The sequence below is a fragment of the Breznakia pachnodae genome, from assembly GCF_030814225.1.
GTDB classification, from domain to species: domain Bacteria; phylum Bacillota_I; class Bacilli_A; order Erysipelotrichales; family Erysipelotrichaceae; genus Breznakia; species Breznakia pachnodae.
In genome coordinates this window covers 674,757-689,159 of sequence record NZ_JAUSUR010000001.1, presented here as the reverse complement: position 1 = coordinate 689,159, position 14,403 = coordinate 674,757, and the positions used below count along the sequence as shown (strand labels likewise).

At 32.4% G+C, this 14,403-nt stretch carries 11 protein-coding genes; 9 read left to right on the top strand and 2 right to left on the bottom strand.

The genetic code is table 11. The annotated features are described in order from the left end of the window. Positions 1-14 precede the first annotated feature (14 nt). The 4 genes from J2S15_RS03250 to J2S15_RS03235 all read left to right on the top strand — a co-directional run bounded on the left by J2S15_RS03250 (position 15) and on the right by J2S15_RS03235 (position 7,982). Entirely contained in the window at positions 15-2,153 is a 2,139-nt protein-coding gene (locus J2S15_RS03250; protein ID WP_307405434.1) for a Tex family protein, read from the top strand. 9 nt (positions 2,154-2,162) lie between these two features. Further along, positions 2,163-2,807: an SGNH/GDSL hydrolase family protein gene (locus J2S15_RS03245; RefSeq protein WP_307405432.1), complete on the top strand. Its 645-nt coding sequence runs from the start codon at positions 2,163-2,165 to the stop codon at positions 2,805-2,807. A gap of 236 nt (positions 2,808-3,043) precedes the next feature. Then, positions 3,044-4,405: an RNA polymerase sigma factor gene (locus tag J2S15_RS03240; protein WP_307405430.1), complete on the top strand. Its 1,362-nt coding sequence runs from the start codon at positions 3,044-3,046 to the stop codon at positions 4,403-4,405. Between the two features lie 40 nt (positions 4,406-4,445). Continuing rightward, positions 4,446-7,982 (top strand): toxin Cry1Ac domain D-VI-related protein, encoded by a 3,537-nt coding sequence (locus J2S15_RS03235; protein ID WP_307405428.1) that lies wholly within the window; start codon positions 4,446-4,448, stop codon positions 7,980-7,982. 164 nt (positions 7,983-8,146) lie between these two features. On the opposite strand, the gene J2S15_RS03230 is transcribed toward J2S15_RS03235, so the two are convergent. Further along, positions 8,147-8,860, bottom strand: coding sequence for a GntR family transcriptional regulator (locus tag J2S15_RS03230; RefSeq protein WP_307405426.1), 714 nt, complete (start codon positions 8,858-8,860; stop codon positions 8,147-8,149). Between the two features lie 147 nt (positions 8,861-9,007). On the opposite strand from J2S15_RS03230, the gene rpe reads away from it, so the two are divergent. Then, entirely contained in the window at positions 9,008-9,658 is a 651-nt protein-coding gene (rpe, locus tag J2S15_RS03225) for a ribulose-phosphate 3-epimerase (RefSeq protein WP_307405424.1), read from the top strand. 1 nt (position 9,659) lies between these two features. Beyond that, positions 9,660-10,595, top strand: a complete 936-nt coding sequence (locus J2S15_RS03220; protein WP_307405422.1) for a class I mannose-6-phosphate isomerase — start codon at positions 9,660-9,662, stop codon at positions 10,593-10,595. A 6-nt stretch (positions 10,596-10,601) separates the two neighbouring features. On the opposite strand, the gene J2S15_RS03215 is transcribed toward J2S15_RS03220, so the two are convergent. Further along, positions 10,602-12,053: a glycoside hydrolase family 1 protein gene (locus tag J2S15_RS03215; RefSeq protein ID WP_307405420.1), complete on the bottom strand. Its 1,452-nt coding sequence runs from the start codon at positions 12,051-12,053 to the stop codon at positions 10,602-10,604. Between the two features lie 297 nt (positions 12,054-12,350). Between J2S15_RS03215 and J2S15_RS03210 the strand changes: the two genes are divergently transcribed. Genes J2S15_RS03210 through J2S15_RS03200 form a run of 3 tightly spaced genes read left to right on the top strand, consistent with a single transcriptional unit; the run spans position 12,351 to position 14,401 of the window. After that, positions 12,351-12,659, top strand: a complete 309-nt coding sequence (locus tag J2S15_RS03210; RefSeq protein WP_307405418.1) for a PTS sugar transporter subunit IIB — start codon at positions 12,351-12,353, stop codon at positions 12,657-12,659. Between the two features lie 20 nt (positions 12,660-12,679). Next, on the top strand, positions 12,680-14,026 hold the full coding sequence (locus J2S15_RS03205; RefSeq protein WP_307405416.1) for a PTS sugar transporter subunit IIC: 1,347 nt from the start codon (positions 12,680-12,682) through the stop codon (positions 14,024-14,026). Positions 14,027-14,086: 60 nt separating this feature from the next. Continuing rightward, a complete protein-coding gene (locus J2S15_RS03200; RefSeq protein WP_307405414.1) occupies positions 14,087-14,401 on the top strand; it encodes a PTS lactose/cellobiose transporter subunit IIA in 315 nt (104 codons plus the stop codon). The last annotated feature ends 2 nt before the right edge of the window (positions 14,402-14,403 follow it).

Here is a 14,403-nt window from a genome sequence, read left to right as displayed (position 1 = left end):
TTAGGAGAATACTAATGAATGAAATTAAAGAAATAGCTCAACAGCTAAAAGTAGAAGAAGTACAAATAGAAAATACTCTAAAGTTATTAGAGGAAGGAAATACCGTTCCTTTTATTGCTCGTTATCGTAAAGAGATGACAAAAGGTCTGGATGAAGAACAAATTCGTTTGGTTCATGAGACATATACATATCAGATAAACCTGGAGAAACGTAAAGAAGATGTTTTACGTTTAATTGAGGAACAAGGAAAACTGACAGATGAAATCCGTCAACAAGTTGCTCGTTGTGAGAAACTTGCACAGGTTGAAGATATTTATCGTCCATACAAACAAAAGAAAAAAACAAGAGCCAGTGTTGCAGTTGCAGCTGGTCTAAAACCATTATCAGAAATCTTTTTAAAGTTTCCTAGAACCTTCAATGAAAATGAAGTAACACCATTCTTAAATGAAACAATTACATCTATTGAAGATGCAATTCAAGGTGCGAAAGATATCATCGCAGAAATGATTAGTGATGATAATGATGTAAGAAATAAGATTTATGATTCTATGATGAACTATGGAAAGATTAAAACATCAGAAAAGAAGAATCATGAAGATGAAAATAAAACTTACAAAATGTATTATGACTATGAAGAACGAGTAAGTAGTTTGGCTCCTCATCGTGTAATGGCAATTGATCGTGCAGAAAATGAAAAGGTTGTAAGTGTATCAATTGTTACCAATGAAGAGTATCTGACAAACTGGGTGAAGAAACGTTATATAAGATTTCAAAATTCACCTACTGCTATTTATGTGGAGGAAGCGATTTTAGATGGGTTAAAGCGTCTTGCTTATCCTTCAATCGAACGTATGGTTCGTAGTGAACTAAGTGAGAAAGCACATGAAACAAGTATTGATGTGTTCTCATTTAACTTAGAGAAATTATTACTGCAACCACCAATGAAGAATAAAATGATTCTAGGTTTTGATCCTGCTTATCGTACAGGATGTAAACTTGCAGTTGTAGATAAACAAGGAAAGATGCAGAAGGTAACTGTTATCTATCCTCACAAACCTGTTGCAAAAGTAAGAGAATCTAAGCAGATGCTATTGAAATTAATTCAAGACTATAAAATTGATATTATTGCGATTGGAAATGGTACAGCTAGTAGAGAAAGTGAAGCATTTGTATCAGAAACAATTAAAGAAAATAATCTTAATGTAGCTTATACATTAGTTAGTGAAGCAGGAGCTTCGGTTTATAGTGCTTCTAAATTAGCGATTGAAGAATTCCCAAAACTCCATGTAGAGGAAAGAAGTGCAATTTCAATCGCACGTAGATTACTTGATCCGTTATCGGAGTTAATTAAAATTGATCCTCAGTCAATTGGAGTAGGGCAATATCAGCATGACCTTCCAGTTTCGAAACTGAAAGAGCGTTTATCCTTTGTAGTTGAAAAGGCAGTAAACTTAGTTGGGGTAAATATTAACTTCGCTAGTGTTGCATTATTGCAGAATGTTGCTGGACTAAGTGCAGCAAGTGCTAAAAGCATTGTGACTTATCGTGAAGCGAATGGTGAAATAGCATCGCGCTCAGAAATTAAAAAGATACCAAAGATTGGTCCAAAGGCATATGAACAGGCTGCAGGATTCTTACGAATTGAAGATGGTAAAGAACCACTTGATCGTACTGCGATTCACCCGGAGAGTTATAAAGTCGCAAAACAAATTTTAAAAGAATTAAACTTAACAACATCAGATATGGGAAGTGAAAAAGCGAAAGTAGTAGTTGAACAAATCAATAAGGAGGAGTTGCAACAAACTGTAGACTGTGATGAATATACATTAAACGATATTTTAGATGCAATCTGTTTACCACTTCGTGATTATCGTGATAAATATGATGCACCAATTTTACGTCAGGATATTCTTTCGTTTGAAGACCTTCATGAAGGGGATGAACTAGAAGGTGTTGTACGTAATGTAGTAGACTTTGGAGCATTTGTAGATATTGGATTAAAAGAAGATGGATTAATTCATATTTCTCAATTATCAGATAAGCGAGTAAAACATCCAAGTGATGTTGTAGCCGTAGGTGATATCTTGAAAGTATGGGTGTTTAAAATTGATGAAGAAAAGCATAAAGTACAATTAACACTGAGAGAACGATAGGAGGCTTATATGGATGTTTTTGAAAGACTATATGACTATCAGGTAGACCGTGTAAAACAAATCATAGAGGATGCTGCAAAGGCGCAGCCACAAGGAACTGTATTCTTTGGTGATTCTTTAATTCAATCATTTGATTTGCAGAAATACTTTCCACAACAATCATTTTACAATTGTGGGGTGAACGGAGCTACTTCAGAACAATTACTGTTACTACATGATGATGCAATTGGAAGATATCATCCTAAACAAGTAGTTCTATTAATTGGAACAAACGACTTGGGACATACAGATGAATCTCGTCTAATGGATGGACATCACCAGTTTGATATGTTAGATGTTGTTTATCAGGTATTTCAATTAATTGAAATCATGAACTTAAAATATGGTATTGAGCATGTATATATTATTTCACCACTTCCAATTGATGAAAGAAAAAAGAAAACAGATATACGTAACAATGCGAGATTAAGATTGCTAGGTAAAGAGTTCTCAAACTTTGTTAATGAATTTGATAATGTAAGTTATATTGATGTATTTGATGATTTCCTTGATGAAGGACAATTAAAAAAAGAAGTTAGTATTGATGGATTACACATCAATGAAAAAGGTTATGATATACTTGCAGAAAAAGTAAAAGCTGCATTGAATATTTAATTAGAGGATTGATTCCACATAGTTGTTGGAGTCAATCTTTTTTTATGAAATTTTGTATTAAAAAAATGAACGAAACATCTAAAAATTTCGACTAATATCTGGATGGATAAATTATGAAACAATAAGTTTTTAAAAAAATAAAAACTTTTTTTATAAAAAAGTGGACGTTTTGATAATTCGAACTGTTTATTATGTAGGGTAAGCGTAGTAGAGAAATAAATAAGGAGGGCGAAACAATGAATAATAAAATGGAACTTACCCAGATTGTAAGGCTTGTTCAAAGTGATAAGGGAAAGTTCGAACAACTATATTCACTAATAGTAAACAAAGTGTATTACTGGTGTTTCACAATTGCTAACAATGAAGCAATGGCAAAAGACATGACACAGGAAGCAATAATTCGTATCTACAACAAAATAGATATACTTCAAGATCCTGAACATTTTAATTCATGGATGTATCGACTTGTTAGAAATTCATGTATGAATTATCTTCAAAAAGCGAAAGGAAGTACTTCTGAATATCTTTATGATGATGTGAACGAAAACATGATAACTACAATTAAGGATGAAAAGACGGAGAATTTACCAGATGAAGCTTATAGTTTACAAGAAACGAAAGAGCTGATTAGAGGGTTTGTGGAAGATCTTCCAAACAAACAAAAAGAAGTAATTGTTTTATATTATCTGGAAGAATTTAAAACTACAGAAATAGCTAATATTCTGGGAAGTAATTTAAGTACAATAAGATCCCTTCTTCATAAAGGAAGAAAGAGCTTGGAAACACAAATAAGTGATTATCAGATAAAAAATAATGTACGACTATATTCAGCGATTGTCTTACCTCTACTTGGAGCAATTCTTCAAGAACGAAGTGAAGAAATTAGCAGTAATCAAAATCTTCAATATGACAGTAAGTTATATAGTTCAGGGAATAGTTTGGTAACTACAAATCTTGTACAGGTTTTATCAAGTAAGATGATTTTAGCAATCGTATCAGTTGTCTGTGTAACGGTAATAGGAATTGCAGTTGTAGCTAATGTATTATCAAATTCTACAGATAATAAGATAACGGAACTTGATATTAATGAATCAGTTATAAAGGACTTAGGGCTATTTAAAAAGTTAAAGGGTCATCCTTACATAGAAGATATTACTTATCTTACATTTCCAATGCGTTCGGGAGTGGATGTAACCATAAAATTAAAGAAAGATTTAAAAGATGAAGATATACAAATTTTGTTTAATGATGAAGAGTTATCTTTTAAACAAGATGAAAAAGGTATACATGTACAAACTGTAAGCAACGGAATGTACACTGTTGTTACTAAAGAATATAAGACATCATTTGAAATTAGCAATATTGATCAATATGCACCTGAATTGGTAGAGATTATGAGATATGAAGATTACATACAACTAGTAGTCAATGATGAACAAAAACAAATAGATTATTCAAAGTCATATATTGAATATCAAGATGAAAATTATGATATTCCGAAAGATTTAAAAGTATATGGGGAGTTTAATAGAACAATAAAAATAACTATATTTAATTTGGAAGGTATTGATATCCAATATACTTATAGTTTTGATTAAATATGATTATCAGGATAGGTAATTAATAAATGGAGGTAAAATGAAAAAGACTACATTAAAAAAACTATTGACTAGTTTAACAATAACAACATTAATTATTGGATTAGTAGCTCCATCTATAGTAAGTGGAGATGAAATCGAAGAACCAGTTATTGATGAAGTAGAAGAAATAAAAACTGATGATGCAAGTGAGAGCGAAGAAGTAGTTGAAGAATCAGAAGAAGTAGAAGAGGTTGCTGAAGAACCAGCTAATGAAGAAGTGAAACAAGATGTAATAGCAAAGGCAACATCAAAAGTTGCACCATTATCTACATCAACACTTGTTGCAGAGACTACGACTTTGGAAGAAGCATTTCCTGATGTGAATTTTAGAACATGGGTATATGAAACTGCATTGGGGCATGGAGTTGGAACGTATGTTGATGAAATACATAAAACAGCAACAATGACTCAAACAGAAATTGATAACAAAATCAATGGAAGGACTGCAGCAATTAGTGTAGCTAATAAAGGAATAAGTTCATTAGATGGTATAGAGCATTTTTATTCAATTACCACTTTAAATGCTAATAATAATCAATTAATTGGAATATTAGATGTTAGTATGTTGAAGAACTTAACTAGTGTTCAAGTTCATACAAACAGTTTGACTGAGTTAAATGTGTCAAATTTAGAAAATCTATTGGTGTTATACTGTTACGGAAATCAATTAATAAATTTAAATATCACAGGAGCAAAATCGATTACAAACTTACGAGCATATAATAATCAATTAACTACTTTAGATATAAGTGATTTAACAAAGATTGTTCATTTTTATGTGTATAATAATCAATTAAGTGGTGCATGGGATTTATCTCATATGGAAAGTGCCACAGATATAAGAATATATAGTAACTCGTTAATAGAATTGAATGTGTCAGGTCTAAAAAGTTTAACAATTCTATATTGCTATGGAAATAAGTTGGAGATTTTAAATATCACTGGTTCAACTGCGATTACGAATTTACAAGCACATGTTAATCAAATAAAAATGTTGGACACTGAGAATCTTAAGGAAATTACTTACTTAAGGTTAGATAGCAATAGGTTAGAAGAATTGAATTTATCAAATATGAATAAAATGAAAACCTTATATCTTAGTAATAATCAATTATCTGGGGAATTTGATTTAACTCACATGACGGAATTAGTAACACTGTATATTCATACAAATGAAATATCTAAATTGAATTTATCAGGATTATCAGAATTAGTAACACTTGGTTGTTACTATAATCAATTAACTGAGTTAAATATTACTGATGTAGTTAAACTTTCTGATTTACGGGTGTATAATAATCCGAGTTTGAATGAATTGGTTATTGATGATAAATCAAAAAAAACTATAAAATCATTATTTTATCATTATACAAATATTGCAAATGTTGATTTAGATGGTTTTACAGCATTAACAGGGAGTATGACTGTAACAAAAGCAACAAATGCAGATTTAAAGCAATTGACTACATTCTATGTGTCAGGAAGTAAAGTGGCATATAGTCCTATGGTTAGGTTAACTGCGAATGCAGGAGCATTTACATGGAACAGTACAACAAATTATTATGTTGTTGCTTCTAACATGAATGCTCAATATGCCATAGGTTTGCCAAAATATGATGAAGATAATAGTTTAAGTGGAATGATTGTAAGTTCATACATTGATCTATCACAAGGTGCACTTATGGATGATGAGGGGAATCTAATTATTGGTGCTACTTTAGATAATGTTGATAGTGATGGATCGATAACACTTGATTCAGGTACTGTTGTTACAGGGGATGGTGTATATGAGTTTACTGGAGAGTTCACAATCAAAGATGGAGAGATTACAACAGGTGCAGATTATTCATATTCTAAAAATATAATAGATGAAGGTGGTACAGTTGTTGTTGGTGGAGAAGCGACTACAATAACAGTACCTAATGGAAGTGAAATAACTGTTGATGTAAATGATTCAGGAAAAGCAGTTACATATCCTGCAGGAAGTACAGTTACAAATAAAGATGGAGATACTATCTATGTAATTGATGAGATAGAAATGAATAGTGATGGTACGATTTCATCTGGTTCATATATTACTGTTCCTAATGGAACGACGGTAGTTGATAATGGAAATGGAACGGTGACGATACCAAAAGATATGGTAGTTACAATTGATGGAGAAGATACAGTATATCCAGGAGAAATCGTCTTTGATACATCAACAGGAAAAACAGAATATATACCAATTAGTGGATTAATTACAGAAGACGAAACAAATGGTACAAACTTAGGTGATGATGTTGATGAAGAAAGTCTGAGTAAAGCTGAAGAGATATTAAACTCAATTACAGATGGAAAACTAAAAGATCAACTTGAAGAAATAGTAAATACTGTAAAGGATATGTTAGATGCATCAAAAGAAGTGAATGATATGTATGATGCAGATGGCAACTTGAAATCTACAGTTACTGAAGAAATGATTCAAGAGATAGAAGATATCGTAAATGCACTTCCTGATGGAACGTTTAAAGATAACTTGAAAGATAAAGTAGAAGAAGCACAAACAACACTTAATCAAAGAAATGAAGATGCTCAAGATAAAGTAGATAACTTATTCAACGAAGACAAAACAGGCTTAGGTGATGGAGTTGGTCAAACAGAGATTGATGAAGCACAAAAAGCAGTAGATCAGTTGCCAGATGGTGACAAGAAAGAAGAACTACAAAAAGAAATTGATAAAGCTCAAGATATGCTTGATGAAATGGAGCAAACTGCTAAAGATAAGGTGGATAATTTATTCAATGAAGATAAAACTGACTTAGCAACAGGTGTAGGACAAACTGAAATCGATGAAGCACAAAAAGCAGTAGATAAGTTACCAAATGGTGATAAGAAGAATGAACTACAAAAAGAGATTGATAAAGCACAAGATATGTTAGATGCAAAAGATGCAGTAAATGACTTATTTAATCCAGATGGATCAATCAAAGATGGTATTACTCAAGATGACATTAAGGATGCGCTTGATTTAGTAAATAACTTACCAGATGGAAATTTGAAAGATGAGTTATTAAATCTAATTAAGGAAGTTCAAAAAGTGGTTGATGAAAGAACTTATATTATTTTAGAAAGTTTTGCAGTATTCACTGGAAAAGGAAACGTAAGTGCAAGGATAGATGCACCAGTAGAAAACTTCTCAAAAGTTTATGTAAATGGAAAAGAACTAGATAAGAGCAACTATGAAGTAACAAGTGGAAGTACAGTGATTACATTAAAAGAAAGTTACTTATTAACACTAGAAAACAAGACATATGATGTAGAAGTAGAATTCGTTAGTGGGGCAAAGGTAAGTGTTTCTTTAACTGTGAATGTGAAAGACTCTAGTCCTTCAAAAGCACCTACAGGTAACTTGTCAGTTACTGGTGGTGCTACAACAAGTGCAAGTGTTGTAAATACAGGTGATTTAACGAATGTAAATATACTGTATGGATTGTTGGCAATGTCACCTCTTGGATTAGTAGTGATTATTAGAAGAAGAAAAGAAACAAACTAAATAATAATGTGTGCATAAAGAGCACAAAACTAGATGTTCCGCCCTTCAACTTATGGAAAAAAATAGTAAAATTTATAGTGACTCGCCCTCAACTATGAATGATCATCTTTATGCATAGAAAAGAACCGCTTGATAATATTAGCGGTTCTTTGTTTTAGGGGGAACTAAATTACAACTACTGTTTTATATTTAAAATCTTTATAATAATGAGATACTAATGAGTATTCATATGGAACCCCATCGTCTAAAAATGCAATTTGTTCAACGATAGTGACTGGATCATGCTTTTTCATTTTTAGTTCTTTTTCTTCTACACTATTACAAGGGCGAGAGTAGATGTATTTGTGGAAACTCTTAGGCTTAAGTTTTAGTGTTTCTACGATGTAATCATAAATTGAATGATTTACAATATCCTGATCTAAACCAGCAATTACATTGATTGGCATATATACTTCTTCAATACTATTTGCTTCATTATCGATATAACGAACACGATAGACTTTATAAACAAAATCTCCAGGTTTTAGTAAAAGTGATTTTGCTATATATTCATTTGCTTTGATAATTTCAAACTCGAGAACTTTTGAAGTTGCTGTTTTATCTTCGTATTCATGGGTTAGAGAAGAAGGTTTTGTTAAATCACTAGGATCTAATAAAGGGTTACTAGACGCTACTGAATTTATGTAGGTCCCAGAACCTTGCTTTTTTACTAATAGTCCTTCTTGAACTAGAATATCTACAGCTTTCTTAATAGTTAGTTTACTGGCACTATAGGTAACCCCTAGTGCTTTTTCATCATCTATTTTATCTGCATTCTTATATTTTCCATAAAGGATATTATTCCTTAAATCATCAACGATATCTAAATATTTTGGCATGATTTCACCTCTTTAATAGTATATCATGCATTATATAGTTTTGCACGTTTATAATCATAGATTTAATCTATAAATATAAAAGGTATATACTTATTGCTTGAATAATATAAATGATAATGATAATATAAGAGTGTGAGGTGATGGTTTATGAAAAAGATTTTATGTCCAAGTATGATGTGTGCTGATTATGGTAATTTGAAAGATGAAATTATTGCTCTTGATAAAGCAGGAATAGATATCTTTCACTGTGATGTGATGGATGGTAGTTTTGTACCTAATATGACAATGGGTATTATGGATATCAAAACGATTCGAAAATATACAGATAAGTTAGTAGATGCTCATTTAATGATTGAGAATCCATCTACGAAGATAGATTTATTTATTGATGCTGGGGTAGATCTTATTTATATTCACCCAGAAGCAGAGCGCTATGTGATTAAGACATTGGCATATATCAAATCAAAAGGAGTACAAGCTGGTATTGCGATTAATCCTGATACAAGTATTGAAACAGTTCATGAAATGTTGAATCTTGTTGATTATGTAATGGTAATGACAGTAAACCCAGGATTTGCAGGACAACCATTTATTGACTTTATGCGTGATAAAATAAAACGTTTAGTTGAGTTGAAGAAAGAACGCGACTTTAAAATAATTATTGATGGTGCAATGTCACCTGAAAAAATAAAAGAGATGAGTGAGCTTGGGGCAGATGGCTTTATCTTGGGAACAAGTTCATTATTTGGTAAAGATGTTGACTATACAACTGCGATTACTCAGTTGAGGGAGATGTAATATGGACATTATGATAACAAAACCGATTCCAAGAAAAGCAATCTGGGGTCATGATAAATTGAAAAAGTATTTTCACTATGATTCGTTTCCAAATGGAATTGGACAATCTTGGTCATTTAGTGGGCAAGTCAATAACGCAAATCTTATTGTTGAAGGAATGCATGTGGGTAAGACATTGTTAGAAGTTTGGAATGAATATCCAACCTATTTTAATAGTAACTGTGATCACTTTCCTTTTATTGTTGGATTGGTTGGACCAGAAGATAACTTAAGTATTCAGGTTCATCCAGATGCTGCTTATGCGAAAAAACATGGGTTGTTGTCTGGTAAGAATGAAGCTTGGTATTTTATTGAAGCTGATCCAACTGCAGATTTAGTCTTTGGTACAACAGCAAATACAAAAGATGAATTATCGACTTTAGTTCAAGATAACAAATGGGATCAATTACTAAAACGAATTCCTGTACATAAGGATGATTTTGTTTATGTGCCTGCTGGAATGCTTCATGCAATGCAAAAAGGTGTTATTACCTATGAAGTGCAAGAAGCTACTGATATTACCTACCGATTCTATGATTATGATCGTAAGGATGCAGATGGTAATAAACGTGAATTACATATGAATGAAGCAATGGAAAGTATTAAGTTTTTTGATGATGTAACACAACCTCAATCAATATCGAAAGAGTACGATGGTTATAAACGAACTACCTATATTAATAATGAGAGTTTTAAGATAGAAAAGTATGAGATAACAAATGATTGTACAATAAATGTTGATGAGTATATGCTTGTCACAGTTGTAAGAGGGACAGGGAAGGTGAATGGACATTCCTTAACCTTTGGTGATAGTTTCTTGGTTCCTTGCACAATGGATCAATTGGACGTACATGGAGAAATGCAGTGGATGGTAACAATGGAAGGTCAAAAAAAGTAGCGGATGCTACTTTTTTAATGAGTTTGTGGCACATAGTTCTTTGAACCATAAACCTGATTTTTTAACTGTCATTGTCTTGTTAGTTAAATCATAGCGATAGAATCCATAACGGTTTTTAAATGCATTGATTGGTGACCAGTTATCAAACGGTGACCAGACATGATAACCAAAACAGTTGCTTCCTTCTTCAATTGCTTTATGTAGCCATATAAGGTGTTCTTGATAGAACTCAATACGATAATCATCAATTACTTGGCCATGTTCATCAATGAAGTTTTCTTCATTCTCTACACCCATTCCATTTTCTCCAATGTAACATTTAATATTCCCATAGTCATTTTTTAGACGCATTAATGTATCATAAATACCTTTTGGATAAATTTCCCATCCACGTGAGAAGTTCATCTTCTTATCTGGTTTATCATATATCTTATAAAACTTCTCAGGCATCAATTGTCCTTTTTCAGGATATCTGTCTGATTGTTTTTGTCGTGAATTCTCAGGATAGAACTTTAACTTACTATCTTCCCAGTTTTCATCTGGTGCCTGAACCCTACATGGTTGATAATAATTTACGCCAAGAAAATCAACTGTATTATCTTTTAGAATCTGATAATCCTCATCTTCTATTACTGGAGTAAGTTCATATTCATCCGCAAACTCTAAAAAATCTTTAGGTATTTCACCATTGACTGAAACATCTAAATAGAAACGTTCTCGAATCATATCTACAAACTTTGCGGCTTCTAAGTCTTTTGGATCATCACTGCGAGGATAAACAGGATTAGGATTTAATACGGTTCCAATTTCACCTGGATAATGATGTTTATGATAACACTGAATTACTTTCGCTTGCGCTAATAATAAGTGATATCCAGCCTGAATCGATTCTTTAAAATTAATTCTGTTTGGTGGTTGAAAATCATATAAGTAACCACCTTGAGGTAATACTCCTACTTCATTTAATACAACAAAGTAGTTTAGTTGATTACCAAAACGATTGAATACTGCTTCACAATAATCTACAAAGTAATTTACTACATCACGATTTAACCATCCTCCAATCTCTTGCATGCACAAAGGCAAGTCAAAGTGCCACAAACAGATAATTGGTTCAATATGATACTTCTTTAATTCATCAATTAAATTTTGGTAAAACAAAACTGCTTTTTCATTAACTTCACCTTTTCCATCAGGAATAAAACGTGACCAACTAATACTGAAGCGAAAAGAATTTATATTTAAATCACTTAACAGTTTTACATATTCCTTATAACGATGATACATATCCAGAGTTGAATCAGGTCCTACCTGATCATAGAAACGCTCAGGTTCTTTACTAAACCAATCATCCCAAACATCAGGAGACTTTCCATCCTCATTTCGTGCTCCTTCAAACCCAGTTGCCCAAGAAGCACCACCCCATAAGAAACCTTCAGGGAATTTTAATTCATTCATCTAAATTACCTCCTTTTCAATTTCAATTACATTATGGAGTGAGCGAATCAGAAAGGCAATGTTTTGTTTTGAGGGAGGTATGTATATTTTCAAATATTTTCATGATTAATCATTTTCTATGACTAAAATTCCTTTTGTAACCGCTTTGAAAAAGAATTAAAATACAAAAATAATCGATAAATAATGGGTTTGTGAGATATTTAGAAATAAATGATAAGAAATGAAATTATTTGAATAAATATTGTTTACTTATGAACTTTGTAAGTGCTATCATGAAGTCAGAAAGGAGAACTACTTATGAAAATTGTATTGGTGTGTAATGCAGGTATGTCTACATCTGTATTGGTACAAAAGATGTTGAAGAGTGCCGAAGCGAAAGGAATCGATGCTGAAATTGATGCATATTCGATTGAAGTACTTGAAGAAACTTTAGAAAATTCAAAAGTAGATTGTATACTCGTTGGGCCACAAATTCGTCATATGATGCCGAATGTTGAAAAGTTGGCGAGTGGTGTATGTCCAGTTGCTTTGATCGATATGAGAAACTATGGAACAATCAACGGAGAAGCAGTATTAACACAAGCATTAGATCTAATAAATAATTAAAATTATAGGGGGATAAAGTAATGCAAGGATTTATTAATAAACTAGAAAAATTATTGATGCCATTAGCAAACATTGTTTCAAGTAACAAATATCTATTGGCAATGCGTGACTCTTTTAGTTCATTGATACCATTTATCGTTGGAGGTTCATTCTTTGGAATCTTTAACTGGGTAGTCTTTGAACCAGAAGGAACAATTTTAGGTGAATTAGGATTAAACTTAGGTAAAGTATTCACAGGATTAGAAGGTGAAGCCTACCTGAATTCAGGATTCGTTGAGGTTTGTCGTAATTTACAATCAATGTGTAATTCAGTAGTAACAGTAACATTTGGGATTTTCTCATTATTGCTAGTATTAACATTTGGTTATCGTTTAGCAAAAATGTGGAAGAACCAAGAGCCATTTATTGCAGCAGCATTAGCACTAGTTGCTTACTTACTAATTACACCAGCATCAGTTACTGGTGAAGCAGGAGATGTAATTGGAGCATTCTCTACATCTTACTTTGGTAGTTCTGCAGTACTAACTGCTATTATCGCAACAACCTTTGTTGTCTGGTTCTACTGTAAACTTACAAAGAATGAAAAGATTCGTATTAAAATGCCAGAGAGTGTACCTCCAGCAGTAGCGAATTCATTCGCTGTATTGATTCCGGTAATTATTGTTTTATTTGTAGTTACACTATTCCAATCAATATTAACTTGGATTGGTGAACCTGCACTAAATGACATTTTATATGCAGCACTACAAGCACCACTTATGGGATTCTCACAAGGACTTGGTTTCTCCTTAATTTATCAATTCTTAGTATGGTTCTTCTGGTGGTTTGGAATTCATGGTCACAATGTAACTGCAGTTATTCAAAACTTAGTATATATGCCAGCACAACTTGCTAACCAGGCAGGAGAAGCATCATATATCTTCTCAAATGGATTCTTTGAAGCAGGGTTATGTCATGTAATCGCACTTCCAATTGCAATCTTCATCGCTTCGAAAAGAGATGACTGGAGAGCAATTTCAAAAGTTGGTTTACCAGCAATGATCTTTAATGTTCAAGAACCATTAGCATTTGGGGTTCCAATTGTGTTGAACCCATTATTACTTATTCCATACGTATTAAACCCATTAATAAATACAGTAATAGGGATGTTATTTATTGAAATTGGTTTAATGCCAGTATTCCGTTATGTCGTTCCTTGGACAATGCCAGCATTCTTTGGTGGGATGATAGGAACTGGTTCAATCATGGGTGGTGTATATCAACTAGTATGTATTGCAATTAACGTTGCTATTTTTATACCATTCGTATTGGCAGGAAATGCACAATATAAAAATGAACAGGAGCAGTTAGGAACTGTAAGCGAATAATAAAATAATTTATAGGATTAGGATATAAGGTCCTAATCCTATTTTAGTAAGGAGTTAGAAATGAATGAAACAATAGCAGAGCAAGCAATGATGATTATCTTATATGCAGGTAATGCAAAAGCAATGGTCATTGAAGCGATGAATGAGGTATTAGAAACAAATGATTATGAAAAGGCAAAAGAAAAGATAGCAGAAGCAGGAAAAGAACTTGGGAAAGCTCATGAAATTCAAACAGGATTATTGTTTGATGAAATGCAAGGAAAGAGTGATGGCAATGTAGGTATCCTGATGGTACATGCACAAGATCACTTCATGAATGCAATTACGGTTCGTGACCTTGCCAATATTATGTTAGTGATGAATGAAAGGAAATAATT